Below are 23,020 nucleotides of genomic sequence, written 5' to 3' on the forward strand. Positions count from 1 at the left end.
CAAGCTGCCATCTATATGGCAATCTGTGGAAGTGGATCCCGCCAGCCCTACATCACTCGACCGCAGCGCACGGGTTCGACTGTGGTGGGAGATCGGCATCGTACTGGCCCTATCGGTCGGACGCTCGGCTCTCTATTCGGTGCTGCAACTCGTGCAGTCGTTGGAGCGCGAGGAGTCGCTCGGTCAGCAGTCGACCTCGGTCAACCCGGGGGCTTCCGTATCCGAATTCTGGCCCGTGCTCTACCAGTTCCTGTCGCAGTTCTTCGCGCTGGTGCCGGTGGCGCTCGCGATCTGGCTGCTGTGGGAGCCGGGGAAATCGGCATTCACGCGCATCGGGCTCGACTTCCGTCGCTTCGGTGGAGACTTCGGGCGCGGTGTTCTGCTCATCGTCGTGATCGGCGTGCCGGGTCTGGGGCTCTATGCGCTCGGGCGGGCGCTCGGGATCACCGTGCAGGTGGATGCTTCGCCATTGGATGCTTCGTGGTGGACGATTCCCCTGCTGCTGCTCGCGGCCGTGCGCGCCGGCCTGACCGAAGAGGTCATCTTCATCGGGTACCTGTTCGACCGGCTGCGTCGGCTCGGGTGGGGGTGGTGGACGATCATCCTGTCGACCGCTGCGCTGCGTGCGGCGTACCACGCGTACCAGGGGTTCGGTCCGATGATCGGCAACTTCGTGATGGGCGTCGTGTTCGGCTGGTGTTACCGGCGCTGGGGGCGCGTCATGCCGCTCGTTATCGCCCACACGCTGATCAACGTGATCGCGTTCGTGGGGTACCCGCTGGCCGCAGCCCTGTGGCCCGGGGTTTTCGGGGTTCCCGCCGGCCCGTCGCCCGCGCCGACCGGATCCCTGTCGCCGACCCCGACCCCCTAACCCGCCGGCCCCCGCGCCCCGCGCCACTTTCCCCGAACCGGCACATTCGTCGCGAGCCGGGCCGGATTCCGTTCCGGTTCGCGACGCAATTGCCGGTTCGCGCACGGAGACGGGGCGGGAGGGCGGACGCAGCACACGGGTCCTCCACCGGACGGGGATCGTCCGGTGTTTCCGCCGATCGCGACCGAGGGACCGGCGGACGGTCGCCAGCTCACCAAGGTGGGCGGATGCGAACACCACCTCGAGCGCCGCAACGCACAGCATCCCCGCTGCTGCTCTCCCGCGATCAACGGCAACTTGGCGATCGGCTCTACGCGCGAGCCCATCGCGGAGAGCTCGTCGCGGTGCGACCCGGCGTCTACGCTCCGGCGGACTGGTGGGCAGACCTCAAGCCATACGAGCGCTATCGAGAGCGCGTTCATGCCGCCGTCTTGGCTTTCCCGGATGCGTTGTTCTTCCGCGAGTCGGCAGCCGCTCTACACGGTCTGCCACTTTTCGGCGAGGCATCCCACATTCATCTCTTCGACGGGCAAGCGAGAGCGACAACGACGTTCGGCGATGTCGTCGTGCACGCCTCGAAGACCCCTCGCGCAGCGGTTCGCATGGAGGGCGAGGATGCACTCGCAACGGGACTACTCGAGACGATCGTTGACACGGCACGAGCGTTACCGCCGGCGTACGGGCTGGCTCTTGTGGATGCCGCGCTGCATATGGGGGTGTCCCTCGACGCCCTGAGCGCGATTGTTGCCTCCGACAGCAACCGACGGGGCACGCGGAAGCTGGCGTGGGCGTTCGAGTTCGCCGATGCGCACTCGGAGTCGGTCGGCGAATCCGTGAGTCGCGCCGTGATCCATTGGCTCGGATTTCCCGTACCGACGCTGCAGCAGAGGTTCTGGTCGGAGGGCCGCGAGGATCGAACCGACTTCTGGTGGCCGGATCATCGAATCATCGGCGAATCGGACGGGTACGGGAAGTATGCGGCCCACACGGCGACCGAGGCAGTACGAACCATCGTCGCGGAGAAGCTCCGCGAAGATCGATTGCGTCGTCAAAGCCGGGGATTCGCCCGATGGGACTGGAGCGATGCCCACCGCGTGAGGCCCGTGCGAGCGAAGCTGCTCGCCGCGGGGCTGCCGGTCATCGGTCCGCCGAACACCGCGATGCTCGCGACGCTCCGCGGCCGCACCCCCTGACCTCCACCCCGCCCATCTCTCACCGAACCGGCAGATTTGTCGCGAACCGGTGCGGATTCCGTCAAGGTTCGCGACGGATCTGCCGGTTCGAGGGCGGGGCGAGGTGGGCGGGGGCTAGGCGAAGGCCTCGACCGGCGGGCAGGCGCACGCGAGGTTGCGGTCACCCCACGCGTTGTCCACTCGGCGCACCGGCGGCCAGTACTTGTTCCGCACCAGCGCGTGCGTCGGGTACACCGCGCGCTCGCGGGAATACGGATGCTCCCACTCACCCGCAATCGCCGACTCGGCCGTATGCGGGGCGTTCACCAGCGGGTTGTCATCCGCCGGCCACCCCCCCGCCGCGACGGAATGCGCTTCGGCGTGGATCGCGATCATCGCCTCGACGAACCGCTCGAGTTCGGCCAGGTCCTCGCTCTCGGTCGGCTCGACCATGAGCGTCCCCGCTACGGGGAACGACATCGTCGGCGCATGGAACCCGTAGTCGATCAGACGCTTCGCCACATCGTCTACCGTGATCCCCGTCGCTTCGCGAAGAGGCCGCAGGTCGAGGATGCACTCGTGCGCGACCAGCCCGTTCTCGCCCGTGTACAGCACGGGGAAGTGGGCACGCAGCCGCGCCGCGACGTAGTTGGCGGCGAGCACCGCGGCGGCCGTGGCATCCCGCAACCCCTCGGCCCCCATCATCCGCACGTAGGCCCACGACACCGGGAGGATCCCCGCCGACCCGTGCGGCGCGCCCGAAACCGGCGCACCGTCGAAGACGAAGCCGCCCGCGTGGTCGGGACGCGGCGAGAACGGATGCCCCGGCAAGAACGGTGCAAGGTGCGCTTTCGCCGCGACCGGCCCGACGCCCGGCCCGCCGCCGCCGTGCGGGATCGCGAACGTCTTGTGCAGGTTGAGGTGCGACACATCGCCGCCGAGGTCGCCGAACCGCGCGTACCCGAGCAGGGCGTTGAGGTTCGCGCCGTCGACGTAGACCTGGCCGCCCGCGTCGTGCACGGCCTGCGTGATGTCGAGCACATCGTGCTCGTACACGCCGTGCGTCGACGGGTACGTGATCATCAGCGCCGCGAGGGTCGCGGCGTGCTCGGCGATCTTGGCGCGCAGGTCGCCGAGGTCCACGTTGCCCGCCGCGTCGCACGCCACCACGACGACCCGCATGCCGGCAAGCACCGCCGATGCCGCATTGGTGCCGTGCGCCGAGGACGGGATCAGGCAGACATCACGCCCGAGGTCGCCGCGCGAACGGTGGTACCCGCGGATCGCGAGAAGTCCCGCCAGCTCGCCCTGCGAGCCCGCGTTCGGCTGCAGCGACACGGCGTCGTATCCCGTGACCTCGGCGAGCCAGGTCTCGAGCTGCTCGATGAGACCCAGGTATCCGCGCACGTCCGCTTCGGGGGCGAACGGATGCACCCGCGCGAACTCGGGCCACGACACGGCCGCCATTTCGGTCGCCGCGTTGAGCTTCATCGTGCACGAGCCGAGCGGGATCATGCCCCGATCGAGCCCGTAGTCGCGGTCGGCGAGCGTCTTCAGATAGCGCATCATCGCGGTCTCGCTGCGGTGCGCATGGAATACCGGATGCGTCAGGTACTCGTCCTCGCGGAGCAGATCGGTTGGGAGTGCGCCGATACAGGCACCTTCGGCGCCGGAACGGGCACCCTCGCGCGTAGAACGGGCACCCTCGGGTGTGGTGGAGACGGCTCCGTCGGGCAGACCGAATGCCCAGGCGACCGCGGCCAGATCGGCCGGGGTGGTGGTCTCGTCCACCGAGACCCCGACTGTCGCGTCGTCGACCCACAGCAGTTGGTAGCCGCGCGAGCGGGCGCGCTCGATCACGCGAGCGGCTTCCCCCGGAACGAAGACGCGGAGTGTGTCGAAGAACGAATTCGACGCGAGCGTGAGACCGTACCCCCGCAGCACGGTGGCGAGTGCATCCGCCTTGCCCGCGACATCCGTTGCGATCGCGCGAAGCCCTTCGGGACCGTGATAGACCGTGTACATCGCCGCCATGACGGCCAGCAGCACCTGAGCGGTGCAGATGTTCGACGTCGCCTTTTCGCGACGGATGTGCTGCTCACGCGTCTGCAACGCGAGACGGTAGGCGGGGTTTCCGGCGGCATCGCGAGAGACACCAACCAGGCGACCCGGCAGCTGGCGTGCCAGGCCTTGGCGCACGGCGAGGTAACCCGCGTGCGGTCCGCCGTAGCCGAGCGGAACGCCGAAGCGCTGCGTCGTGCCCGCCGCGATGTCCGCGCCGAGCGAGCCGGGCGAGGCGATGAGCGTCAGCGCGAGCAGATCTGCCGCGACGACCGTGAGCCCGCCCTGCGCCTGCACGGCGGCGATGATGCCAGACGGGTCCCAGACTCGGCCGGACGCCCCCGGGTACTGGATGAGCGCGCCGAAGGTCTCGGGAAGGACGGATGCTTCCGTCTCTGAAGCGAAGTCGATCGTCCGCACCTCGATCCCGAGGGCGGTGGCCCGCGACGCCAGCAGAGCCCGCGTCTGCGGCAACGCGTCGGCATCGACCAAGAACACCTTCGACGTCGATTTCGATCCGCGCCGGGCGACGAGCATCCCCTCGACCACGGCGGTGGACTCGTCGAGCATGGACGCGCCGGCGATGTCGAGGCCCGTCAGGTCGGTCACCATCGTCTGGAACGTGATGAGGGCCTCGAGCCGACCCTGCGAGATCTCGGGCTGATACGGCGTGTAGGCCGTATACCAGGACGGATTCTCGAGCACGTTCCTCTGGATGACCGACGGCGTGAAGGTGTCGTAGTAGCCGAGCCCGATCATCGGGCGCGCCGCGCGGTTCGTCGAGGCCAGTTCGCGCAGTTCGGCGAGCGCTTCGGCCTCCGTCGATGCGGGCGGGATATCGCTCGTCGTGCGCTCGCGGACGCGGATTGCGCCCGGCACGGCGGCATCGAGCAACGCGTCGACGCTCGGATACCCGAGGACATCCAACATCGCAGCCTGGGCCGCCGCATCCGTCCCGATATGGCGCGCGGCGAAAGCGCCCGGCACCGTGCGCCCGGCGGGCTCTCCGTGCGACACGGTCATGAAGCCTGGCCCGTCAGGCCGATGTAGGCGGCGCGGTCGAGCAGCTCGGCCGGCGCGGACGCGTCGATGCGGATCTTCAGCAGCCACCCGTCCTCGAAGGGCGACGAGTTGATCAGGCTCGGGTCATCCGCGACCGCGTCGTTGACCGCGACGACATCGCCCGTCAACGGCGCGTAGAGCTCGCCGACCGACTTCGTCGATTCGATCTCACCGCACACCTGCCCGGCGCTCACGCCCGAGTCGACGGTCGGGAGCTCGACGAACACGACGTCGCCCAGCTTCTCGGCGGCATAGTCGGTGATGCCGACCGTCGCGATATCGCCGTCGATCGAAATCCACTCGTGTTCGGCGGTGTAGGACAGGGCGGTGAGATCGGTCATTTTTTCCTCCGATAGAACGGGGTGGCTGTGACGGTCGCGCGGATGCGCGTACCGCGGACATCTATGTGGAGCACGGTCCCCGGCGCCGAAACGGCCGGGTCGACGTAGGCGAGAGCGATGGGATGCCCGAGCGTGGGGCTGAGCGCACCGCTCGTGACCTCGCCCACCTCGGTCGCGACGGCATCGCCGCCATAGAACACGGCATAACCCGCGCGCCCGGCTCGGCGGCCTTCGGAAGCGAGGCCGACGAGCACACGAGCATCCGGAGCCGAAGGCGCGCTGGCGCCCTCTCGACCGACGAAGTCTCCGTCGCTCGCAACCGCGCGAGCGAGTCCGGCCTGAGCGGGACGGATGCTCGCCGACAGCTCGTGACCATAGAGCGGCATTCCGGCCTCGAGCCGGAGGGTGTCCCGCGCGGCGAGCCCGGCCGGCACGAGTCCGAGCGGTTCGCCGGCCGCGAGGAGTGCGTTCCACAGTTCCTCGGCGCGCGCGACAGGCACTGCGAGCTCGAATCCGTCCTCGCCGGTGTAGCCCGTCCGTGCGACGAGCACCGGGGCTCCGTCGAACCGTGCGGCCGCGGCGGCGTAGTAGCCGAGGTCGTCAAGGCTCGGCGCGAACTCGCCGAGGCCCTCGGTCGCGGCGAGGATCGCGGGCGAAGCCGGGCCCTGCACCGCGATGAGCGCGAGGTCATCGGACACATCCTCCACGCGAAAGCCCGCGGCGCCCGCCACGAAGCCGAAGTACGAGTCGGCGTCGGGCTCGGATGGCGTCGGTGAGGCGGGAGGCGGGACGGATGCCGCGCGCTCAGCGAGTGCGGTGGCCACGGCATCCCGATTCCCGGCGTTCACGATGACCACATAGTGGCCCTCCGCCAGGCGGTAGACGATGACGTCGTCGACGATTCCACCGCCCTCGGTCAGCACGAGACCGTACGAGGCCTTGCCGACGCGCATAGCCGACGAACGACCCGACAGGGCATAGTCGAGGAACTCGCCCGCACGGGCCCCGCTCACGATGAACTCGGCCATGTGCGAGATGTCGAACAACCCGGCGGCCGTGCGCACGGCGTGGTGCTCGGCGAGTTCGGAGGTATAGCGCACGGGCATCCACCATCCGCCGAAGTCGGTGAACGATGCGCCGAGTCGCTCATGCGCGGCGGCGAGGACGGTGCGCCGAGGCTCGGACGGCGAGCGCAGGGCATCGCCCGGTGGGGCCGTTGTCGGCGGGGTGGGGTCTGGCATGAGTTCTCCCGTGGTGGTGCGGGCGGGCGCCGATCGACGCCCGGTGAACTCCCCCTCTGTCATGTGCCTGAGAGTTTCGCCGAGACATCGATCAGGATGACTCGGTTTTCACCGTCGGCGGATCCGCTCGAAACGGATCTCTTTCCAGAGTGGCCCGACCCCCGCGGTACGCAATACCTGAGAGATTGGCGGGGAGGCTTGCTCCTTCGGTGCCCGGCGCGAAGCGGTGCCGGGGCTCTCCCGCAAGGGGTCATAGGGCCGATGTTCAGTTATCGCCGTGCAGTTATTGCCGACCATGGATGGTCTGACGCGGCCAGCATACCCACCGCGGGGCCTCGGGACGCACGTGGAGCGGCGCGGCGCGGGCAATCGGTCGCTGAGCCTGTCGAAGCTACGCACGATACTGAGGATCCGCTGCTCCCTTCGACAAGCTCAGGGAGCGTGACGCCGGGCCCGTCAGCGGGTGCAGGTGCCGGACGACACCGGGCTCTGCCATCCCGCGGCGCCCGCGACGATCGGGGCGAGTTCGGTGGACGTGGACGCGTAGCCGCGGCTTTCCCGCTCTCCGCCGCGCGCGAAAACGAGGCCGGCCACATCGCCATCCGCGGTCAGCAGCGGCCCTCCCGAGTTGCCGGGCCGCACATTCGCATCGAGCGTGTAGATCTCGCGAAGGTTCGAGGATTCGTCGTAGATGTCCGGCACCGGCACCGTCCCCACCGCGAGGACCGCGGCCGACATGGACTCGAAGGGTCCGCCGTGCGGATACCCCTGCACGGCCGCCGACGAGCCCGCGGACAGCACGGGGGCGACATCCAGAGGTTCCGCGTCAAGATCGTCGACGGCCACCACCGCAATGTCACCGACCGGGTCGAAGTAGACGACCCGTCCGTCGCGCGCCCCGCGTCCGGGCAGCTCGACAACCGGCCGATCGACGCCCGCGACGACGTGAGCGTTCGTCACGACACGGTCCTCGGAGATGACAAAACCCGAGCCACTCGAGCTCAGGCCGCAGGCGTATGCCACTCCGGTAATACGAGCGACGGATGCCGCGGCCTCCGCGAGTTCCGGATCGTCGAGCTGCACGGGGGGCTGGACCGCCGCGGTGCCCGGCAGCAGCAGACCCCCGAGCGTGGGGATTGCGTCGCCGAGCACGGCGCCGCGCAGCTCTGCGAGTCCCGCTTGGAGGGGACGCGGCACGATGCTCTCGATGACGGTGAGTACGCGCGACGAGGCGATCGCGGTCGAGACGACGGGCGTTCCGGTCGCCGCGAGTCCGGAGCCGACGAGCGACACGGCGAGCGCCGCGGCCACGAGCGTCAGCCCCCCGCCCAGCAAGCGATCGACGCCGCGCAGTGGGGTGCGGTCGACGCCGCGCCGCAGGGCGTTGCCCGCCGCAGACCCGAGCGCCGCGCATCCGGCCAACAGCAGCAGCGTGGCCACGATCACGGCGAGCGCGCGCCACATGGGCCAGGGCAGAGCGGCCGTCACAAAGGGCATCAGCCAGTACGCCGCGACGGCTCCGATACCGAGCCCGACGAGAGTCCCGAGACTTGCGAGCAGACCCCGCTGGAACCCGATGATCAGCGCGACGAGAAGCAGAACGAGCACGACGACGTCCACAACCTGCATGCGCCTGCCCCTCTCCGCCTCCGGTCTCGCACATCGAGCGGCCGGGCGCCGGACTCAGGATAAATCGCGTCGCTGAGAAGTCCCGGCAGGTGTCGCCGCGCGCCTGCTCGCCACTCGATCGTCGAAGTCGCCGCATGTTGCCGAGCCAGCCCCTTGTGTGCGGGCAACACCGGCGCTCTCGAGATCAACCGGCGCTTTCGGCACGAGCGGGGCTCAAGCCGGGAGCGGACACCGGGCGGCGGGCGGCGTCGCACGAGGTTTGCCTTCGAGTCGACATGACACTAAGATCGTCGAAGGTTAGAGTCACACTGACTCAAACAAGCCTCGCCCTCGAGATTACGAGTCAGCACACCATGAACACAGCACCCGCAGCCACGGTCGCTGAGTCGCGAACGCCCGCAGGTCCAGCCGTCGCCACCGCTCCTGCCACCGCCGCCACCGGCACCGGCACCGGCACCGAAGCCACGCGTGTCGCGGTCTCGACCGTGATCTTCACCCTGCGGCGTCGTGCCCAGGATGACTCGGCAGCACTCGTCCTTCCCCTGGTGCGCCGCACACGCGATCCCTACGACCGGCTCTGGGCGTTGCCGGGCGGATGGCTCGACGCGACCGAAGGACTGGATGCCGCGGCATCCCGAACCCTCGGCGAAACCACGGGTCTCGCACCGAGCTACCTTGAGCAGCTCTACGCTTTCGGCGACGTCGACCGCTCCCCCAGCCGCGTCGTGTCGATCGTGTACTGGGCCCTGCTGCGTTCCGCAGAGGTGGACGCACAGGTGGCGGCCCACGCCGCGGGCAAGGACGCACCCGAGAACGTGGCCTGGTTCGACGCGGCTGATCTACCGAAGCTCGCCTTCGATCACAACCAGATCGTCGACTACGCGCTCTGGCGACTGCGCAACAAGGCCGGCTACTCGCGCATTGCGCACGGTCTGCTTGCCGACGAGTTCACGCTCGCGGAGTTGCGCGAGGCATACGAGTCGATCCTCGGCCGCAAGCTCGATCCCGCGAACTTCCGGCGTCAGGTCGAGAACTCCGGAACCCTGATTCCCACCGACGGCTTCCGCACCGGCAGCCACCGTCCCGCCCGCCTATACCGCTACAACCAGGATGTCGAGTTGGCCGAGCGCGGCCCGCTCGCCGCACCCGCACCTGCGCCGTCGCCGGCACCGAGCCGCGCATCCTTCGATTCGAGGACGACATGAACGCCACACCCCTCACCCTCAGCCCCTCGGTCACGCTCGACTCGTCGGTCGATCATGAGATCCAGCGGATCACCGCGGGACTCTCGGATGCCGAAACGTGCAACACCGACCTCGCCGCGGGACCGTGGAACTTCGACGGGCGCCCCGGATACGGTCCGGGGTCATCGATGGGCGATGTGATTCCCGCCGGTTCGCCGCGACAGGGTGAGCTACCGGTCGCGTACCGCGAGGCATCCGAAGCCGACCTACACGAACGCATCCTGGCCGCCAAACGCACACTCGGCGACCGCGTCGTGATTCTCGGCCACTTCTATCAGCGCGAAGAGGTGGTGGTCCACGCGGACTATGTGGGCGACTCGTTCCAGCTCGCCAACGCCGCCCAGGCACACCCCGAAGCCGAGGCGATCGTCTTCTGCGGGGTGCACTTCATGGCCGAGACCGCGGACCTTCTCTCGCGCCCCGAGCAGGCGGTCATCCTGCCCAACCTCGCCGCTGGCTGCTCCATGGCCGATATGGCGAACATCGATCAGGTCGAGGAATGCTGGGAGCAGCTCGAGGATGTCTATGGCCCGATGGATGCCGTGGATGCGGACGGCCTGGTGCCGGTCATTCCGGTGACGTACATGAACTCGTCGGCAGCCATCAAGGGGTTCGTCGGGCGGCACGGCGGGATCGTCTGCACCTCGTCGAACGCGCGGACGGTGCTCGAATGGGCTTTCGCGCGAGGCCGTCGGGTGCTTTTCTTCCCCGACCAGCACCTCGGCCGCAACACCGCCAAGGCCATGGGCGTTCCCCTCGAGCAGATGCCGATGTGGAACCCGAACCGCCCGCTCGGCGGCAACGACGAGGCCGCGCTCGACGACGCCCGCGTGATCCTGTGGCACGGGTTCTGCTCGGTGCACCGCCGCTTCACGGTCGATCAGATCGAGAAGGCGCGGGCCGAGCATCCGGGCGTCCGCGTGATCGTGCACCCCGAGTGCCCGATGCCCGTCGTCGACGCGGCGGACGAGGCCGGGTCGACCGATTACATCCGCAAGGCGATCGAGACCGCTACCGAGCCGATGACCTTCGCCATCGGTACCGAGGTCAACCTCGTGCAGCGGCTCGCGGCGGAGCATCCGCAGCACACCATCTTCTGCCTCGACCCGGTCGTCTGCCCGTGCTCGACGATGTATCGCATTCACCCCGGTTACCTCGCGTGGGTGCTCGAGGAACTCGTCGGCGGCTCTGTCGCTGGCTCGGGCACGGTCGTCAACCGCATCACGGTCGCCGCCGACGTCGCTGAGCCCGCACGCATCGCGCTCGAACGGATGCTGGCGGCCAAGCCCGCGCCCCAGGTGACGGCATGACGAGCGCCATCGTCGTCGGCAGCGGCATCGCCGGACTGACCGTCGCGCTGCACGCCGCACGCGCGGGCGTCGAGGTCACGCTCGTCACGAAGGACGTGCTCGAGCACGCCAACACACGGTACGCGCAGGGCGGCATCGCGGGCGTCATGTTCGCCGACGATCGGGCAGCGGATCACGCACGCGACACGCTGTCCGCGGCCGCGGGTCTCGGCGACCCCGCCGCGGTCGACGTACTCGTCACCGAGGGGCCGGAACGCATCCGCGAGCTGATCGCGCTCGGCGTCGCCTTCGACCGTGACGCCTCGGGCGCCTTCGTCAAGGGCCTCGAGGCCGCGCACTCGTACCCGCGCGTACTGCACGCGGGTGGAGACGCCACGGGCACGGCGATCGAGACCGCGCTCGTCGCGGCCGTCCGCGCCTCGGTCGTGGAGATCATCGAGCACGCATTCCTCGTCGATGTGACGCTCGACGACGGACGCGTGAGCGGTGTCGACCTGCTCACGAGGGAGGGCCGGCGGATGCTCCGGGCCGACGCCGTCGTTCTCGCCACCGGAGGTGCGGGTCAGCTTTTCGCCCACACCACCAACCCCTCCGTGGCAACGGGCGACGGCATCGCCGCGGCGCTCCGGGCCGGAGCCGAGGTTGCGGATCTCGAGTTCGTCCAGTTCCACCCGACGGTGCTGGCAGAGGGCGAGCCGTTCCTCATCTCGGAGGCCGTTCGCGGTGAGGGCGCAACCCTGATCGACGACGACGGCCGCCGCTTCGTGTTCGACACGCACCCCGACGGCGAACTCGCGCCGCGCGACGTCGTCGCCCGCGCCATCGCCCTGCGCATGCTCGAACAGGATGGGCGGCCCGTCCACCTCGACGCAACACGGCTGGGCTCGACGGGACAGAGTTCGACAGGACAGGGCTCGACAGGACAGGGCTCGACAGGACTGGGCTCGACAGGACAGGGCTCGACAGGACAGGGCGCGACGGCATCCTTCCTGACACGTCGCTTCCCGACGATCGACGGAGCCGTCCGCGAGCGGGGCCTCGACTGGGCACGCGAACCCATCCCGGTGACACCCGCGGCGCACTACCTGATGGGCGGGATCGTCACGGATCTCTCCGGGCGGACGAGCCTGCCCGGCCTGTATGCGGTCGGCGAGGCGGCGCGCACGGGCGTGCACGGCGCCAATCGTCTGGCGTCGAACTCGTTGCTCGAGGGCGCGGTGTTCGGCGCGCGGGCCGCCGCCGCCCTCGCGACCTCCGGTCCCACCCCCATCGCCCCCCGTTCCGCTCCCCTGGCAGTATATGGGGCTCGACGGGCCGGGACACCCCAACTTCTGCCAGGCGAGCAGCCCGCGACCTTCACGCGGAGGGCGCTGCAGCGCGTGATGTGGGAGAACGTGGGGGTGGTGCGCGATGAGCGCGGCCTGCGGCGAGCGCAGGACGTCGTCGACGGATGGCTCGCGCAGCCGCGGACTCCGCGCTCGCAGGCCGAGTTCGAGGACGAGAACCTGTTGCAACTCGCGGCCGCGACCATCCGTGCCGCCATCGCGCGACGGGAATCTGTCGGCGCGCATTACCGCAGCGATGACCCGAGCCTCTCTTCCCCCGTCGGCATCGCATTCCCCGCTCTCGTCGCAGGCGCAGGATGCTGACCCGCGCCGCGATCGATCGCGCCGTCTCGGCGGCGCTCGAAGAAGACGCACCCTGGGGCGATGTCACGAGCCAGTTCCTCATCCCGCCGACCGCGGTCGCGCGCGCCGAGTTGGTCGCGCGGGACCACGGCGTCTTCAGCGGCGGTGAGGTCTTCGCGGCAGCGTTCCGGCTGACAGATCCCGCGATCCGCGTCGAGCTCACGGTGGCCGACGGCACTGAATTCGCCCCGGGCACCGTCCTCGCGGTCGCGGAAGGCCCCGCGCGAGGCGTGCTGACCGCCGAACGTGTCGCCCTCAACTTCGTGCAGCGGATGTCGGCGATCGCGACGCTCACGGCGCGATTCGTCGCCGAAGTCGCACACACAGGGGCCCGGATCGTCGACACGCGCAAGACAACGCCGGGGCTGCGCGCGTTCGAGCGGCACGCCGTCATGAGCGGCGGCGGCCACAACCACCGGCACTCGCTCTCGGACGCCGTGATGGCGAAAGACAACCACCTGGCTGTGCTGCAACGCAGTGGCCTCTCGGTCACGGCCGCGCTGCAGGGCGCGATCGCACGACTGCCGCACACGACGCATGTCGAGGTCGAGGTCGATCGCCTCGATCAGATCGAGCCCGTGCTCGCCGCCGGCATCGGCACGATCCTGCTCGACAATTTCTCGCTCGGGGACCTGCGTCGCGGTGTTCAGCAGGTCGCGGGTCGCGCGCTCGTGGACGCGAGCGGCGGCGTGCGGCTGGACACCGTGCGGGCGATCGCCGAGACGGGCGTGGACATCATCTCGGTCGGCGCTCTGACCCATTCCGCACCGGCTTTGGATCTCGGGCTCGACATCCTCGTGGACGATCCGCACCGATCCGAGGACTGAGACCGGATGCTCTACCTCGACAACGCGGCGACGACCCCGGTGCGGCGCGAAGCCCTCGAGGCGATGATTCCGTACCTCACGACCGAGTTCGGCAACCCCTCGAGCCACCACACGTTCGGCGAACGGGCGGCCGCCGCGCTCGCCGACGCGCGCGGCACCGTCGCTCGCGTGCTCGGGATGCGGCCGAGCGACGTCGTCTTCACATCCGGCGGCACCGAGGCGAACAACCTCGCGGTCAAGGGCATCTCCATCGCCGCGCATCTCGCCCGACCCGCCGACAGTGCAGCTGACGTGCGTGGTCGCCGCCACATCATCACGACGCCGATCGAGCACGAGTCGATCCTCGAGTCCGTCGACTACCTCCGCAGGGTGCACTCCTTCGCGGTGACGCAGCTGCCGGTTGACGCGGTCGGCCGCGTCGATCCGGGCGATCTCGAAAAGGCGCTCCGCGACGAGACCGCACTCGTGACCCTCGGGTATGCCAACAACGAGATCGGCACGATTCAGGATGTCCCGGCCCTGGCCGCCATCGCGCGCGCCCGGCGTGTTCCGATCCACGTCGACGCGGTGCAGGCCGCCGGATGGCTCGACCTGTCGGCCGCGACACTCGGCGTCGACGCGATCTCGATCGCCGGGCACAAGGTCGGCGCTCCCCCCGGCACCGGGGCGCTGGCCGTCCGCGGACGCGTTCCGATCGAGCCCCTGCTCCACGGCGGAGGTCAGGAGCGCGGTCGTCGAAGCGGCACCGAGAGTGTCGCCGGCGCGGTGGCGCTCGCAACCGCGCTCACCCTCGCCGACGCCGAGCGTGTCGAGGCATCCACCCGAGTCGCCGGGTTCCGCGACGCGTTCATCGCGAAGGTTCTCGACGCCGTCCCGACGGCACGTCTGACCGGCCACCCCGTGCACCGCCTGCCCGGCACGGCCAGCTTCACCTTTGCCGGAACGAGCGGGGAGGCCGTTCTGCTCGAACTCGAACGGCGCGGCATCGTGTCCTCGAGCGGGTCGGCGTGCGCCGCCGGCAGCGACGAGCCCTCGCATGTGCTGCTCGCGATCGGGATACCGGGCGAGGTAGCCCAGACATCCGTCCGCTTCACCTTCTCCGCCCGGATCGGGACGATGGATGGCGTTGCCGACGCTCGGACTCTGGGTGACGCCGTCGCGGCATCGGTCGCGGCCGTACAATCAGCCGCGTGACAATCAGCCGCGTGACAATCAGCCGCGTGAGCACGACGAACGATTCCGCGGGTCGCCCCGACGACGCGGTGGTCACTCTCGTCATCGCGGGATTCGACGTCGCTCCCTACGCCCGCGAAGCACTCGAGTCCGTCCGGGGGCAAACGTTCCCCGGTTGGCACGCCATCCTGATCGACGACCACTCAACCGACGGCACGCGCGAGATCTTCGCGGACGCGGCCGCATCCGACGACCGGTTCGCCTTCGTTGCGCAGCCCGAGCGTCGGGGCCTCGGCGCGGCACGCAACGCAGCCCTTGATCGCGTGCGCACCCCGTTCGTCGGATTCTTGGATGCGGACGACGTGCTCGTTCCGGGGGCGCTGGAACGCCTCGTCGGCACCCTCGAACGCACCGGGAGCGACTTCGTGGTGGGTGCGTACGCGCGCCTACGCCCCCGATCGGGTGTCGAACACGACGCCGACATGAGCACGGCGGCCATCTCCCGCACCGCCTACGAGGTCGGTACGGTGCAACCATGGGTCGCGGCCGCAACAGATCCCGAACGCACGGCGACGACGATCGAGGAGCACCCCGAAGCATCCGGCAACATCGTCGCCTGGTCGAAGGTCAGCCGCACCGACTTCTGGGTGCGGTCGGGACTCCGCTTTCCGGAGGGGCGCCTCTACGAAGACCAGGTCTTGGCCCAGGCGATGTACGCCCGCGCGCGTGCGTTCGACGTGATCCCCGACGTGGTGGTGCACTGGCGGGTGCGACCGGATGGTTCATCCATCACGCAGCGCGAAGCCGAACTGCCCGTGCTGCGCGACGCGCTGGACGCGATGAGCGCGGGCCTGGGGGTGTTGCGCGAGGCATCCGCGACCCGAGCAGTGCAAGCTCGTGCGGCGCTGATCCTCGCGATGGACGTGCCCCGTCTCGCGTCGATCGCGCGAGAGCACCCGGACGATGCCTATCGCCGCGCCCTCGGGGCTTTCGTGCGGGACGTCTGGGACGTGGCCGACGAATCCACCCGCGGACGCGTCGACCGCGATGTCGCGATCACCATCGACGCCGCGTCGCTCTGGTAGCCCCCTCGGTCGTTGAGCGAGCGCAACGAAACGAAACGCCCCGCGCGCCCCGGACCGGGAGCCGATCAGTGCGCGATGACCGGCTCAGCCGTCGTCGCCCCCGGACGTCCGTGCGCCAGCGAGATACCGTCGCCGCGGCGGCGGTAGAGCAGCGCGGCGATCACGAATCCCGTCGCGAAGAAGCCCGCACCCCACCAGTACGCCACGGTGTAGCTGTGGATCGCAGCCTCGGCGAGCACCTCCGGGCTCTCCGGCCCGTTGGCCGCGACGTACGCGGTCAGGGCGGTCGCGGCCAGCGTGTTCAGCAGCGCGGTTCCGATCGAGCCCCCGACCTGCTGGCTCGTATTGACCATGGCCGAAGCGACGCCCGCGAACTGCGGGTCCACTCCGAGCGTCGCGGTCTGCATCGCCCCGGGCATGATCGACCCCATCGCGAGTCCCATCACCATGAGTGCGGGCAGGATGTCGCTGGCATATCCGCTGTCATGGCCGAGACGCGTCAGGAGGATCATCGCGATCACGCCGAAGATCATGCCGATCGGCACGATGATCTTCGGTCCGAACCACGGCAGGAAGATGTTCGTCGAGAGCTGTGCCGCCAGCACCAGCATGACGATCATGGGCAGGAACGACAATCCGGTCTGCATCGCCGAGTACCCGAGCGAGACCTGGAGGTAGTACGTGACGAACAGGAAGACGCCGAACAGCCCGGCTCCCGCGATCAGCACCGAGATGTAGGACGCACCACGGTTGCGGTCCAGCACGATCGGGAGCGGCAGCAGCGGGTGGCGCGAGCGGCGTTGCCACAGCACGAAGACGACGAGCAAGACGCCCGACCCGGCGAGCATCCCCCATGACAGGGGCGAGTCCCATCCATCCGTCTCGGCGTTCGAGAACCCGTAGACGAGCAGGAACAGGGCACCCGACACGGCGAGCGTGCCCGGGATATCCAGGGTCGGACGGGGACCCGTGCGGGTCACGTGCCCGACGAAGAGGATCGCGCCGATGATCGCCACGAGGGCGATGAAGACGTTGATGTAGAGGTTCCAGCGCCAGTCGAAGTACTCGGTGAGGAATCCGCCGAGTAGCAGGCCGATCGCTCCCCCGGCGCCGGCGATCGCCCCGAACACACCGAAGGCACGGGCGCGTTCGCGCGGGATCGTGAAGGTCGTCGTCAGCATGGCGAGCGCGGTGGGGGCGAGCATGGCGGCGAAGACACCCTGCAGAGCACGGGCCCCGACGAGAACCCCGAACGTCGGCGCGGCACCGCCGAGCGCAGACGCGATCGCGAATCCGATCAGGCCGATGATGAACGTGCGCTTGCGTCCGATCAGGTCGGAGAGCCTGCCGCCCAACAGCAGCAGGCTGCCGAACGCGAGGGCGTATGCCGTGACGACCCACTGGCGGTCGCCGTTCGAGAACCCGAGGTCGGCCTGCGCAGCGGGCAGGGCGATGTTGACCACGGTCGCGTCGAGCACGACCATCAGCTGTGCGAGCCCGACCGTCGCGAGGGTCCACCACCGGCGGGACGAGGGCGCGGTCGCCGCGGGAACGGCGCTCGTGGAGGAGGAAGTCTGTGCCATGCGGAAACCATATACGAGAATCATCCGTTCCGGATACCAAACGTTCTGGATTAGGATGGAGAACAGCAGGAGAACGGTCACGCAGTCCGTCGACACCCGCGACCCGAACAGGAGAGGACCGCAATGACGCAGCCCGCACCCGCCCACGGAGTCACAGCAGCGCCCCGCCCGGGCCGCAAGAGGGACCACTCTCGAGACCCCGAGATCCTGCAGGCGGCGATCGACATCCTGGCCGAAGAAGGATTCGACGGCATGACGATAGACATGGTCGCGACTCGCGCGAAAGCCGGCAAGGCGACCCTCTACCGACGTTGGCCCTCGAAGGCTGAGCTCGTCCTGGACGCGATCGGATGCATGAAGGCGGCCGACCTCTCCCCCGACAAGCTGCCCGACACGGGCACCCTGCGCGGCGACCTCATCGGCATGATCACGTCCCGCACCGCCGAAGATGCCGAGCGACGGCTGCGCGTCATGGCGGGGGTCGCGGCGCTGCTCACCCGCGAGCCCGAACTGACCGATGCCGCGAGTGCCGTCCTGATGGCACCTCGCATCACGGCGATCCGGGGGCTACTGCAACGCGCGCTCGCGCGGGGTGAGATCCGAGCGGACGCGGATCTGGATGCGCTCGCCGAGCTCTTGCCGGCCATGGCAGCGTTCCGGGGGCTCGTTGAGCGCAAGCCCATCGACCGGGAGTATCAGATCTCGTTGATCGACGGCATCCTGCTGCCCGCCGCAGGAGTTCTGCGCCGCACGCCCTGACGGCGTTCGCTCAGACGAGGCCGCTGGATGCCTCGACCTGCCGTATCGCCAGCTCGGCGTACAGCCCACCGTCGGCCATCAGCTCCGCGTGCGTGCCGCTCTCGACGATGCGACCACCCTCGACGACGTGGATGACATCGGCGCCGACGACCGTCGAGAGGCGGTGCGCGATCGACAGCGTCGTGCGACCCCGCGCCGCAGCATCCAGTGCACGTTGCACGACCCGCTCCGAAACGGTGTCGAGGGCGCTCGTCGCCTCGTCGAGCAGCAGCACCGGGGGATCCTTCAGCAGCACCCGCGCTATCGCGATCCGCTGCTTCTCGCCACCGGAGAGGCGGTATCCCCGCTCCCCCACGACAGTGTCGTATCCGTCGGCGAACCCCTCGATCACGTGGTGGATGTTTGCGGCGCGGCAGGCATCTTCCAGCTCTGCCTGCGTCGCGTCCGGCTTGGCGTACGCGAGATTCTCACGCACCGTCGCGTGGAACAGGTACGTCTCTTGCGACACGATCCCGATGTTCTCGATGATCGACGCCTGCCGCAGGTCGCGCACGTCCGCGCCGGCGAACAGCACGGAGCCGGAGGATGCCTCGTACAGCCGCGGCGCCAGGTACAGAATGGTCGTCTTGCCCGCCCCGCTGGGCCCCACGAAGGCCACATGCTGGCCCGGCTCGGCGACGAAGGACACCCCGTCGAGCGTCGGTCGTGTCGTGCCGGCGGCGTCGGGGTAGCGGAAGGTCACATCACGGAACTCGACGCGCCCGAGCGGACCGGGAGCGGCCTCGACATCCGTCGCCACGGGCGACTCGGTGATCGCGGGGTCGAGATCGAGGTATTCGAAGATGCGTGCGAACAGCGCCTTCGACGTCTGCAGGTCGAGCGCCACGCGCATGAGAGCCATCAGCGGGAACAGGAGGCGCGCCTGCACGGTCGTGAACGCGACGATCACGCCCGCCGAGATGTCCGCGCTCCCGCCCGTGATGAGCAGACCCGCGACGAGGTAGATGATCGCCGGGACCGACGACATGATGATGCTGACGATGCCGAAGAACCACTGGCCCGACATCGCCTGCCGAACCTGCAGCACGACCTGATTGCCGTTCTCGACCGTGTAGCGCTCGATCTCGGCGCTCTGCCGGTGGAACGCCTTGGCCAGCAGAATGCCCGAAACCGACAGCGTCTCTTGCGTGATCGCGGTCAACTGCGAGAGCGACTCCTGCGTCTCGGCGGCGATCTTGGCGCGCACCTGGCCGACTTTGCGCTGGACGAACACGAGCCCCGGCAACAGGCCGACCGCGATCAAGGTGAGTCGCCAATCGATCAGAACCATCGCCACCACCGAAGCGATCACGGTGACGGTGTTGCCGAGGATGCTCGTCAGCGTGTTGGTGAGCACTCCCGCCACTCCGCCGACATCATTCTGTAGCCGGGACTGGATGACGCCGGTTTTCGTCCGCGTGAAGAACGACAGGTCCATGGCCTGCAGGTGGGCGAACAGTCGAACCCGCAGATCTCCGGTGACGCGGTTTCCGACGGTCGAGGTGAGCCAGGACTGCAGCACGTTCAGACCCGCGGATGCGACGAACAGGCCGATCATGAGGGCCACGAGTTCGACGAGCAGACGAAGGTTCGGCCCGGCGTCGCCCGCCGGAAAAAGTGCCGAGTCGAAGATGACCTCGATGATCAGTGCGGGGACGACTCCGATCGCGGCACTGACCACAACAAGGGCGGCGGTGACGGCCAGGCGCGCTCGATACGGCCGGAAGAGCGCGACAATGCGCCTCCCCAGGTTCGGGATATCGGGGGCGTCGGCATTGCGTTCGCGCTGTGCGTCAGCGTCCACCCCACGGGTCAGACCCCCGCCGAAGCCCCCGCGTGGCATGCTCATCCGCTCAGCCTAATCCGGCCCGCGGACGCTGGATCGGGCGCGGCTAGGATGGCGGCATGAGCTCGACACCTGACATCCCCACGCCCAGCGATGACGACCAGCTCGACGATCTGCGAGAAGAGAGCCGCGACGAGATCGAGGCGCCCGAAGAGAAGCTGCTCGAGGGTATCCTTCCGGTTCCCGAACCGACCGACCCGATCGGCTCCGCTTTCGAGGACGATTCCGACCGCGCGTAGGCAACACGCGTCGGCGCGCTTTCATCGCGCGTCAGAAATAGTATGCGTGAGCGGGAATTCTGCGCGCGTGGTCGCCGTTGCTGTCGTAGCTCGCCATCCTCGGATGGCTGGCTCGCTCTGCCTCGAAGGCCACGGCGACGATGCACGTCCTCGACGAGAACCGGCCCCGTCCCCGCTTTACCCGAAGGAATCCCTTGACGCTGCAGGACTCACCCCCGGAAACCGCGTCCGCGCCGACCACCCCCGCCGTGAAGACCGGACCGGTCATCGCGCTGCTCGTCGTCGCCGCGTTCGTCGTCATCCTCAACGAAACCGTCATGGGCGTTGCGTTGACGCCCATCATGGAACACCTCGGCGTCACGGCCGCGACCGGGCAGTGGCTGACGACCGGCTTCCTTCTGACGATGGCCATCGTCATCCCGCTGACGGGCTTCATTCTCGAACGCTTCCCGCTCCGCAACGTCTTCTTCGCGGCGATGATCCTCTTTTCCATGGGCACGTTGATCGGCGCTCTCGCACCCAGCTTCGAGGTGCTGCTCGCGGGTCGAATCGTTCAGGCTTCGGGAACGGCCATCATGATGCCGTTGCTGTTTACGACGGTGCTCAACGTCGTGCCGGCCTCGCACCGCGGCCGGATGATGGGTGTCATCACGATCGTCATCGCCGTGGCTCCCGCGGTCGGTCCGACGGTGTCGGGGCTCATCCTCTCCGTCGCGACCTGGCACTTCTTGTTCTGGTCGGTCCTGCCCATCGCTCTGATCGTGCTCGCACTCGGAGCGGTCTGGGTGCGCAACGTCACCAAGACCCGGCCGGAGGCACGTTTCGACGTCCTCTCCGTGGTGCTCTCCGCCGTCGGTTTCGGTGGTCTCATCTTCGGCCTCAGCAGCATCGGTGAGGCCGCCGCCGGTGACGCGCCGGTGCCGGTGTGGATCCCGCTGGTCGTGGGAGCTGTATCTCTCGTGGCGTTCGTGCTGCGTCAGCTTCAGCTGCAGAAGGTGGACGGCGCCCTGTTGGACCTGCGCACCTTCCAGAGCAAGACGTTCAGCCTCGCTGTCGTGCTCGTGGTGATCGTCATGGCCAGCCTGTTCGGTTCGCTGATCCTTCTCCCGATCTACCTGCAGCAGGTGCTCGGGCTCAACGTCCTCAGCGTCGGCCTGATGCTGCTCCCCGGCGGCGTCCTCATGGGCGTGATGGCTCCTTTCGTGGGAAGCGCATTCGACAGGTTCGGCCCGACCCCGCTCGTCATCCCGGGCATGGCCATCGCCGCCGCCTCGCTGTGGGGCATGGCGACCTTCGACACGGGGACCACGATCGGCTGGGTCATCGCCGTGCACCTCGGCCTGAACCTCGGCCTCGGTCTCGTCTTCACCCCGCTCCTGACCTCGGCGCTCGGATCGCTTCCCCCGCGCCTGTACCCGTACGGCAGCGCGACCGTCGGCACGATGCAGCAGGTCGCCGGGGCCGCGGGCACCGCACTTTTCGTCACGCTCATGTCGGTCACTGCCGCGGCAGCCCTCGCGGACGGAACCGATCAGGTCACCGCGACAGCGTCAGGCGTGCACACAGCGTTCTTCGTCGGCGCAATCCTCGCCTCCGCAGCAGTCCCTGTCGCCCTGTTCGTGCGCAAGCCCGCCGACATCGTCGACGCCAGCAAGACACCCACGCACTGAGGCGCCTCACGCGAGTTGCAGGTGCTGTCAAGCCCCTGGGGGCATGTGGCGAACCCCGCGTAGCGTCGCCCGCATGACTGATCTCACAGGAAAACGCATCGCCTTTCTCGCAACCGACGGCTTCGAGGACAGCGAATTGACCTCACCCTGGGCGGCTGTCACGAACGCGGGCGCGGCCGCCCTCATGATCGCACCGGAGGGCGCTTCGATCGAGGGCAAGAACGGCCACAAACAGGATGTGGACGAGACCTCCGCCTCAGCGGATGCAGACTCGTTCGACGCGCTCGTGCTCCCGGGCGGCGTCGTCAACGCGGACCACCTGCGCATGGACGAAGCATCCATCGCCTTCGCGAAGGCCTTCTTCGAGGCATCCAAGCCGGTCGGCGTGATCTGCCACGGCTCGTGGCTTCTCATCGAAGCCGGTGTCGTGGACGGACGCACGATCACGAGCTACCCGAGCCTGAAGACGGATCTGAAGAACGCCGGCGCCGAATGGGTGGACGAAGAGGTAGTCGTCGACCAAGGTCTGGTGTCCAGCCGAACCCCGGACGATCTCCCCGCGTTCAACACTCAGGTGATCGAGGAAATCGCGGAGGGCGCGCACGCCGGGCAACACGCCTGACCGACTGAGGGTAGCCTCGGCCCACGAACTGCTCGCCGAGCACTACGGGATGCCGCGACTCAGCTGCAGCAACCACCGCCGCAGCACGAGGTCGCGGCATCCTGAGTGTTCGCGGCGAGCAGGTTCTGCTCGTCCGAGACCGGCCGGAGGGTCTGGAGGGGCGCGCTCTGCGTGGCGTTCTGGGAGGTGGTCATGGTGTCCATGCTAATCACGCAATACCGATAGGGGCGCGTCGAGGCTCTAGCACGACGCATCCGCTCCGCACCAGACCATGCGTGAGACGGCGTGGCCACCCTAGGGTCGCCTCATGGATGACACGACGAACGACGGCAATGCCGACGGCACGGAGATGACGAAGAAAGAGAAGCGACGCGACCAGCTTCTCGCCGCACCCGACGCGGTGGAATCCGACGCGGCTCCGCGCATCGAGGTCTCGGAGCACGACGGCAACACCCGAATCGATATCGCGGACGCGGCCGCGGTCCGGCCCGGCGCCCCGCCGACGTCCGAGGAAGACGCCTGACGGGGAGGCCGGACGCGACTCGCGCCGGACGGATG

20 protein-coding genes and 2 riboswitches are annotated in these 23,020 nt (G+C 68.7%); of the genes, 13 read left to right on the top strand and 7 right to left on the bottom strand.

Annotation, left to right across the window (positions count from 1 at the left end):
* Positions 1–31: 31 nt before the first annotated feature.
* Both ACT9TC_RS03810 and ACT9TC_RS03815 read left to right on the top strand, forming a co-directional pair.
* Positions 32–871 carry a CPBP family intramembrane glutamic endopeptidase gene (locus tag ACT9TC_RS03810; protein ID WP_458042102.1) on the top strand — a complete coding sequence of 280 codons (840 nt, stop codon included), beginning with the start codon at positions 32–34 and terminating at the stop codon, positions 869–871.
* Positions 872–1,098: 227 nt separating this feature from the next.
* Complete coding sequence (locus ACT9TC_RS03815) at positions 1,099–2,064, top strand: hypothetical protein (protein WP_458042103.1); 966 nt, start codon at positions 1,099–1,101, stop codon at positions 2,062–2,064.
* 114 nt (positions 2,065–2,178) lie between these two features.
* Here ACT9TC_RS03815 and gcvP read toward each other — a convergent pair whose 3' ends face one another.
* The 4 genes from gcvP to ACT9TC_RS03835 all read right to left on the bottom strand — a co-directional run bounded on the left by gcvP (position 2,179) and on the right by ACT9TC_RS03835 (position 8,377).
* The gene (gene gcvP / locus ACT9TC_RS03820) at positions 2,179–5,127 is read right to left on the bottom strand and encodes an aminomethyl-transferring glycine dehydrogenase (RefSeq protein WP_458042104.1); all 2,949 of its coding nucleotides are present in this window, start codon (positions 5,125–5,127) and stop codon (positions 2,179–2,181) included.
* On the bottom strand, positions 5,124–5,507 hold the full coding sequence (gene gcvH / locus ACT9TC_RS03825) for a glycine cleavage system protein GcvH (RefSeq protein ID WP_458042105.1): 384 nt from the start codon (positions 5,505–5,507) through the stop codon (positions 5,124–5,126). Before gcvH ends, gcvP begins: the two co-directional genes overlap by 4 nt.
* On the bottom strand, positions 5,504–6,748 hold the full coding sequence (locus tag ACT9TC_RS03830; RefSeq protein WP_458042855.1) for a glycine cleavage system aminomethyltransferase GcvT: 1,245 nt from the start codon (positions 6,746–6,748) through the stop codon (positions 5,504–5,506). Before ACT9TC_RS03830 ends, gcvH begins: the two co-directional genes overlap by 4 nt.
* Positions 6,749–6,794: 46 nt before the next feature.
* Positions 6,795–6,902, bottom strand: a riboswitch (glycine riboswitch).
* Positions 6,903–7,001: riboswitch (glycine riboswitch) on the bottom strand.
* Between the two features lie 203 nt (positions 7,002–7,204).
* A complete protein-coding gene (locus tag ACT9TC_RS03835) occupies positions 7,205–8,377 on the bottom strand; it encodes a MarP family serine protease (protein WP_458042106.1) in 1,173 nt (390 codons plus the stop codon).
* Between the two features lie 353 nt (positions 8,378–8,730).
* On the opposite strand from ACT9TC_RS03835, the gene ACT9TC_RS03840 reads away from it, so the two are divergent.
* From ACT9TC_RS03840 to ACT9TC_RS03865, 6 genes are read left to right on the top strand one after another with little or no spacing between them, the layout of a single operon-like run.
* Entirely contained in the window at positions 8,731–9,582 is an 852-nt protein-coding gene (locus ACT9TC_RS03840; RefSeq protein WP_458042107.1) for an NUDIX hydrolase, read from the top strand.
* Positions 9,579–10,931 carry a quinolinate synthase NadA gene (gene nadA / locus ACT9TC_RS03845; protein WP_458042108.1) on the top strand — a complete coding sequence of 451 codons (1,353 nt, stop codon included), beginning with the start codon at positions 9,579–9,581 and terminating at the stop codon, positions 10,929–10,931. Before ACT9TC_RS03840 ends, nadA begins: the two co-directional genes overlap by 4 nt.
* Entirely contained in the window at positions 10,928–12,580 is a 1,653-nt protein-coding gene (locus ACT9TC_RS03850; protein ID WP_458042109.1) for an L-aspartate oxidase, read from the top strand. The genes nadA and ACT9TC_RS03850 overlap by 4 nt, the downstream gene beginning before the upstream one ends.
* The gene (gene nadC, locus ACT9TC_RS03855) at positions 12,574–13,446 is read left to right on the top strand and encodes a carboxylating nicotinate-nucleotide diphosphorylase (protein WP_458042110.1); all 873 of its coding nucleotides are present in this window, start codon (positions 12,574–12,576) and stop codon (positions 13,444–13,446) included. Before ACT9TC_RS03850 ends, nadC begins: the two co-directional genes overlap by 7 nt.
* Before the next feature lie 6 nt (positions 13,447–13,452).
* Positions 13,453–14,640, top strand: a complete 1,188-nt coding sequence (locus ACT9TC_RS03860; protein WP_458042111.1) for a cysteine desulfurase family protein — start codon at positions 13,453–13,455, stop codon at positions 14,638–14,640.
* A 26-nt stretch (positions 14,641–14,666) separates the two neighbouring features.
* Positions 14,667–15,704 carry a glycosyltransferase family 2 protein gene (locus tag ACT9TC_RS03865; protein ID WP_458042112.1) on the top strand — a complete coding sequence of 346 codons (1,038 nt, stop codon included), beginning with the start codon at positions 14,667–14,669 and terminating at the stop codon, positions 15,702–15,704.
* Between the two features lie 65 nt (positions 15,705–15,769).
* On the opposite strand, the gene ACT9TC_RS03870 is transcribed toward ACT9TC_RS03865, so the two are convergent.
* The gene (locus ACT9TC_RS03870; protein WP_458042113.1) at positions 15,770–17,287 is read right to left on the bottom strand and encodes an MFS transporter; all 1,518 of its coding nucleotides are present in this window, start codon (positions 17,285–17,287) and stop codon (positions 15,770–15,772) included.
* Between the two features lie 123 nt (positions 17,288–17,410).
* Here ACT9TC_RS03870 and ACT9TC_RS03875 point away from each other — a divergent pair, with 123 nt between their 5' ends.
* The gene (locus ACT9TC_RS03875) at positions 17,411–18,046 is read left to right on the top strand and encodes a TetR/AcrR family transcriptional regulator (RefSeq protein WP_458042114.1); all 636 of its coding nucleotides are present in this window, start codon (positions 17,411–17,413) and stop codon (positions 18,044–18,046) included.
* A gap of 10 nt (positions 18,047–18,056) precedes the next feature.
* Here the strand turns inward: ACT9TC_RS03875 and ACT9TC_RS03880 are convergent, their stop codons facing one another.
* On the bottom strand, positions 18,057–19,934 hold the full coding sequence (locus tag ACT9TC_RS03880) for an ABC transporter ATP-binding protein (RefSeq protein ID WP_458042115.1): 1,878 nt from the start codon (positions 19,932–19,934) through the stop codon (positions 18,057–18,059).
* A 56-nt stretch (positions 19,935–19,990) separates the two neighbouring features.
* Here ACT9TC_RS03880 and ACT9TC_RS03885 point away from each other — a divergent pair, with 56 nt between their 5' ends.
* The 3 genes from ACT9TC_RS03885 to ACT9TC_RS03895 all read left to right on the top strand — a co-directional run bounded on the left by ACT9TC_RS03885 (position 19,991) and on the right by ACT9TC_RS03895 (position 22,462).
* The gene (locus ACT9TC_RS03885; RefSeq protein ID WP_458042116.1) at positions 19,991–20,170 is read left to right on the top strand and encodes a hypothetical protein; all 180 of its coding nucleotides are present in this window, start codon (positions 19,991–19,993) and stop codon (positions 20,168–20,170) included.
* A 140-nt stretch (positions 20,171–20,310) separates the two neighbouring features.
* The gene (locus ACT9TC_RS03890) at positions 20,311–21,840 is read left to right on the top strand and encodes an MDR family MFS transporter (protein WP_458042117.1); all 1,530 of its coding nucleotides are present in this window, start codon (positions 20,311–20,313) and stop codon (positions 21,838–21,840) included.
* A gap of 73 nt (positions 21,841–21,913) precedes the next feature.
* On the top strand, positions 21,914–22,462 hold the full coding sequence (locus ACT9TC_RS03895; protein ID WP_458042118.1) for a type 1 glutamine amidotransferase domain-containing protein: 549 nt from the start codon (positions 21,914–21,916) through the stop codon (positions 22,460–22,462).
* A gap of 59 nt (positions 22,463–22,521) precedes the next feature.
* Here ACT9TC_RS03895 and ACT9TC_RS03900 read toward each other — a convergent pair whose 3' ends face one another.
* Positions 22,522–22,656 carry a hypothetical protein gene (locus ACT9TC_RS03900; RefSeq protein ID WP_396641691.1) on the bottom strand — a complete coding sequence of 45 codons (135 nt, stop codon included), beginning with the start codon at positions 22,654–22,656 and terminating at the stop codon, positions 22,522–22,524.
* A gap of 113 nt (positions 22,657–22,769) precedes the next feature.
* On the opposite strand from ACT9TC_RS03900, the gene ACT9TC_RS03905 reads away from it, so the two are divergent.
* Positions 22,770–22,985, top strand: coding sequence for a multidrug transporter (locus tag ACT9TC_RS03905; protein WP_458042119.1), 216 nt, complete (start codon positions 22,770–22,772; stop codon positions 22,983–22,985).
* Positions 22,986–23,020 lie beyond the last annotated feature (35 nt).

It is taken from the genome of Microbacterium sp. HM-570 (assembly GCF_054165885.1).

What these genes read in the sequence shown, in the direction of transcription:
- nadC (WP_458042110.1), top strand. Translation starts at nt 12,574, where the DNA reads ATGCTGACCCGCGCCGCGATCGATCGCGCCGTCTCGGCGGCGCTCGAA.
- ACT9TC_RS03905 (WP_458042119.1), top strand. Translation starts at nt 22,770, where the DNA reads ATGGATGACACGACGAACGACGGCAATGCCGACGGCACGGAGATGACG.
- ACT9TC_RS03815 (WP_458042103.1), top strand. Translation starts at nt 1,099, where the DNA reads ATGCGAACACCACCTCGAGCGCCGCAACGCACAGCATCCCCGCTGCTG.
- gcvH (WP_458042105.1), bottom strand. Translation starts at nt 5,507, where the DNA reads ATGACCGATCTCACCGCCCTGTCCTACACCGCCGAACACGAGTGGATT.
- ACT9TC_RS03885 (WP_458042116.1), top strand. Translation starts at nt 19,991, where the DNA reads ATGAGCTCGACACCTGACATCCCCACGCCCAGCGATGACGACCAGCTC.
- ACT9TC_RS03875 (WP_458042114.1), top strand. Translation starts at nt 17,411, where the DNA reads ATGACGCAGCCCGCACCCGCCCACGGAGTCACAGCAGCGCCCCGCCCG.
- ACT9TC_RS03895 (WP_458042118.1), top strand. Translation starts at nt 21,914, where the DNA reads ATGACTGATCTCACAGGAAAACGCATCGCCTTTCTCGCAACCGACGGC.
- ACT9TC_RS03830 (WP_458042855.1), bottom strand. Translation starts at nt 6,748, where the DNA reads ATGCCAGACCCCACCCCGCCGACAACGGCCCCACCGGGCGATGCCCTG.
- gcvP (WP_458042104.1), bottom strand. Translation starts at nt 5,127, where the DNA reads ATGACCGTGTCGCACGGAGAGCCCGCCGGGCGCACGGTGCCGGGCGCT.
- ACT9TC_RS03890 (WP_458042117.1), top strand. Translation starts at nt 20,311, where the DNA reads ATGCACGTCCTCGACGAGAACCGGCCCCGTCCCCGCTTTACCCGAAGG.
- ACT9TC_RS03870 (WP_458042113.1), bottom strand. Translation starts at nt 17,287, where the DNA reads ATGGCACAGACTTCCTCCTCCACGAGCGCCGTTCCCGCGGCGACCGCG.
- ACT9TC_RS03840 (WP_458042107.1), top strand. Translation starts at nt 8,731, where the DNA reads ATGAACACAGCACCCGCAGCCACGGTCGCTGAGTCGCGAACGCCCGCA.
- ACT9TC_RS03880 (WP_458042115.1), bottom strand. Translation starts at nt 19,934, where the DNA reads ATGAGCATGCCACGCGGGGGCTTCGGCGGGGGTCTGACCCGTGGGGTG.
- ACT9TC_RS03900 (WP_396641691.1), bottom strand. Translation starts at nt 22,656, where the DNA reads ATGACCACCTCCCAGAACGCCACGCAGAGCGCGCCCCTCCAGACCCTC.
- ACT9TC_RS03850 (WP_458042109.1), top strand. Translation starts at nt 10,928, where the DNA reads ATGACGAGCGCCATCGTCGTCGGCAGCGGCATCGCCGGACTGACCGTC.
- ACT9TC_RS03835 (WP_458042106.1), bottom strand. Translation starts at nt 8,377, where the DNA reads ATGCAGGTTGTGGACGTCGTCGTGCTCGTTCTGCTTCTCGTCGCGCTG.
- ACT9TC_RS03860 (WP_458042111.1), top strand. Translation starts at nt 13,453, where the DNA reads ATGCTCTACCTCGACAACGCGGCGACGACCCCGGTGCGGCGCGAAGCC.
- nadA (WP_458042108.1), top strand. Translation starts at nt 9,579, where the DNA reads ATGAACGCCACACCCCTCACCCTCAGCCCCTCGGTCACGCTCGACTCG.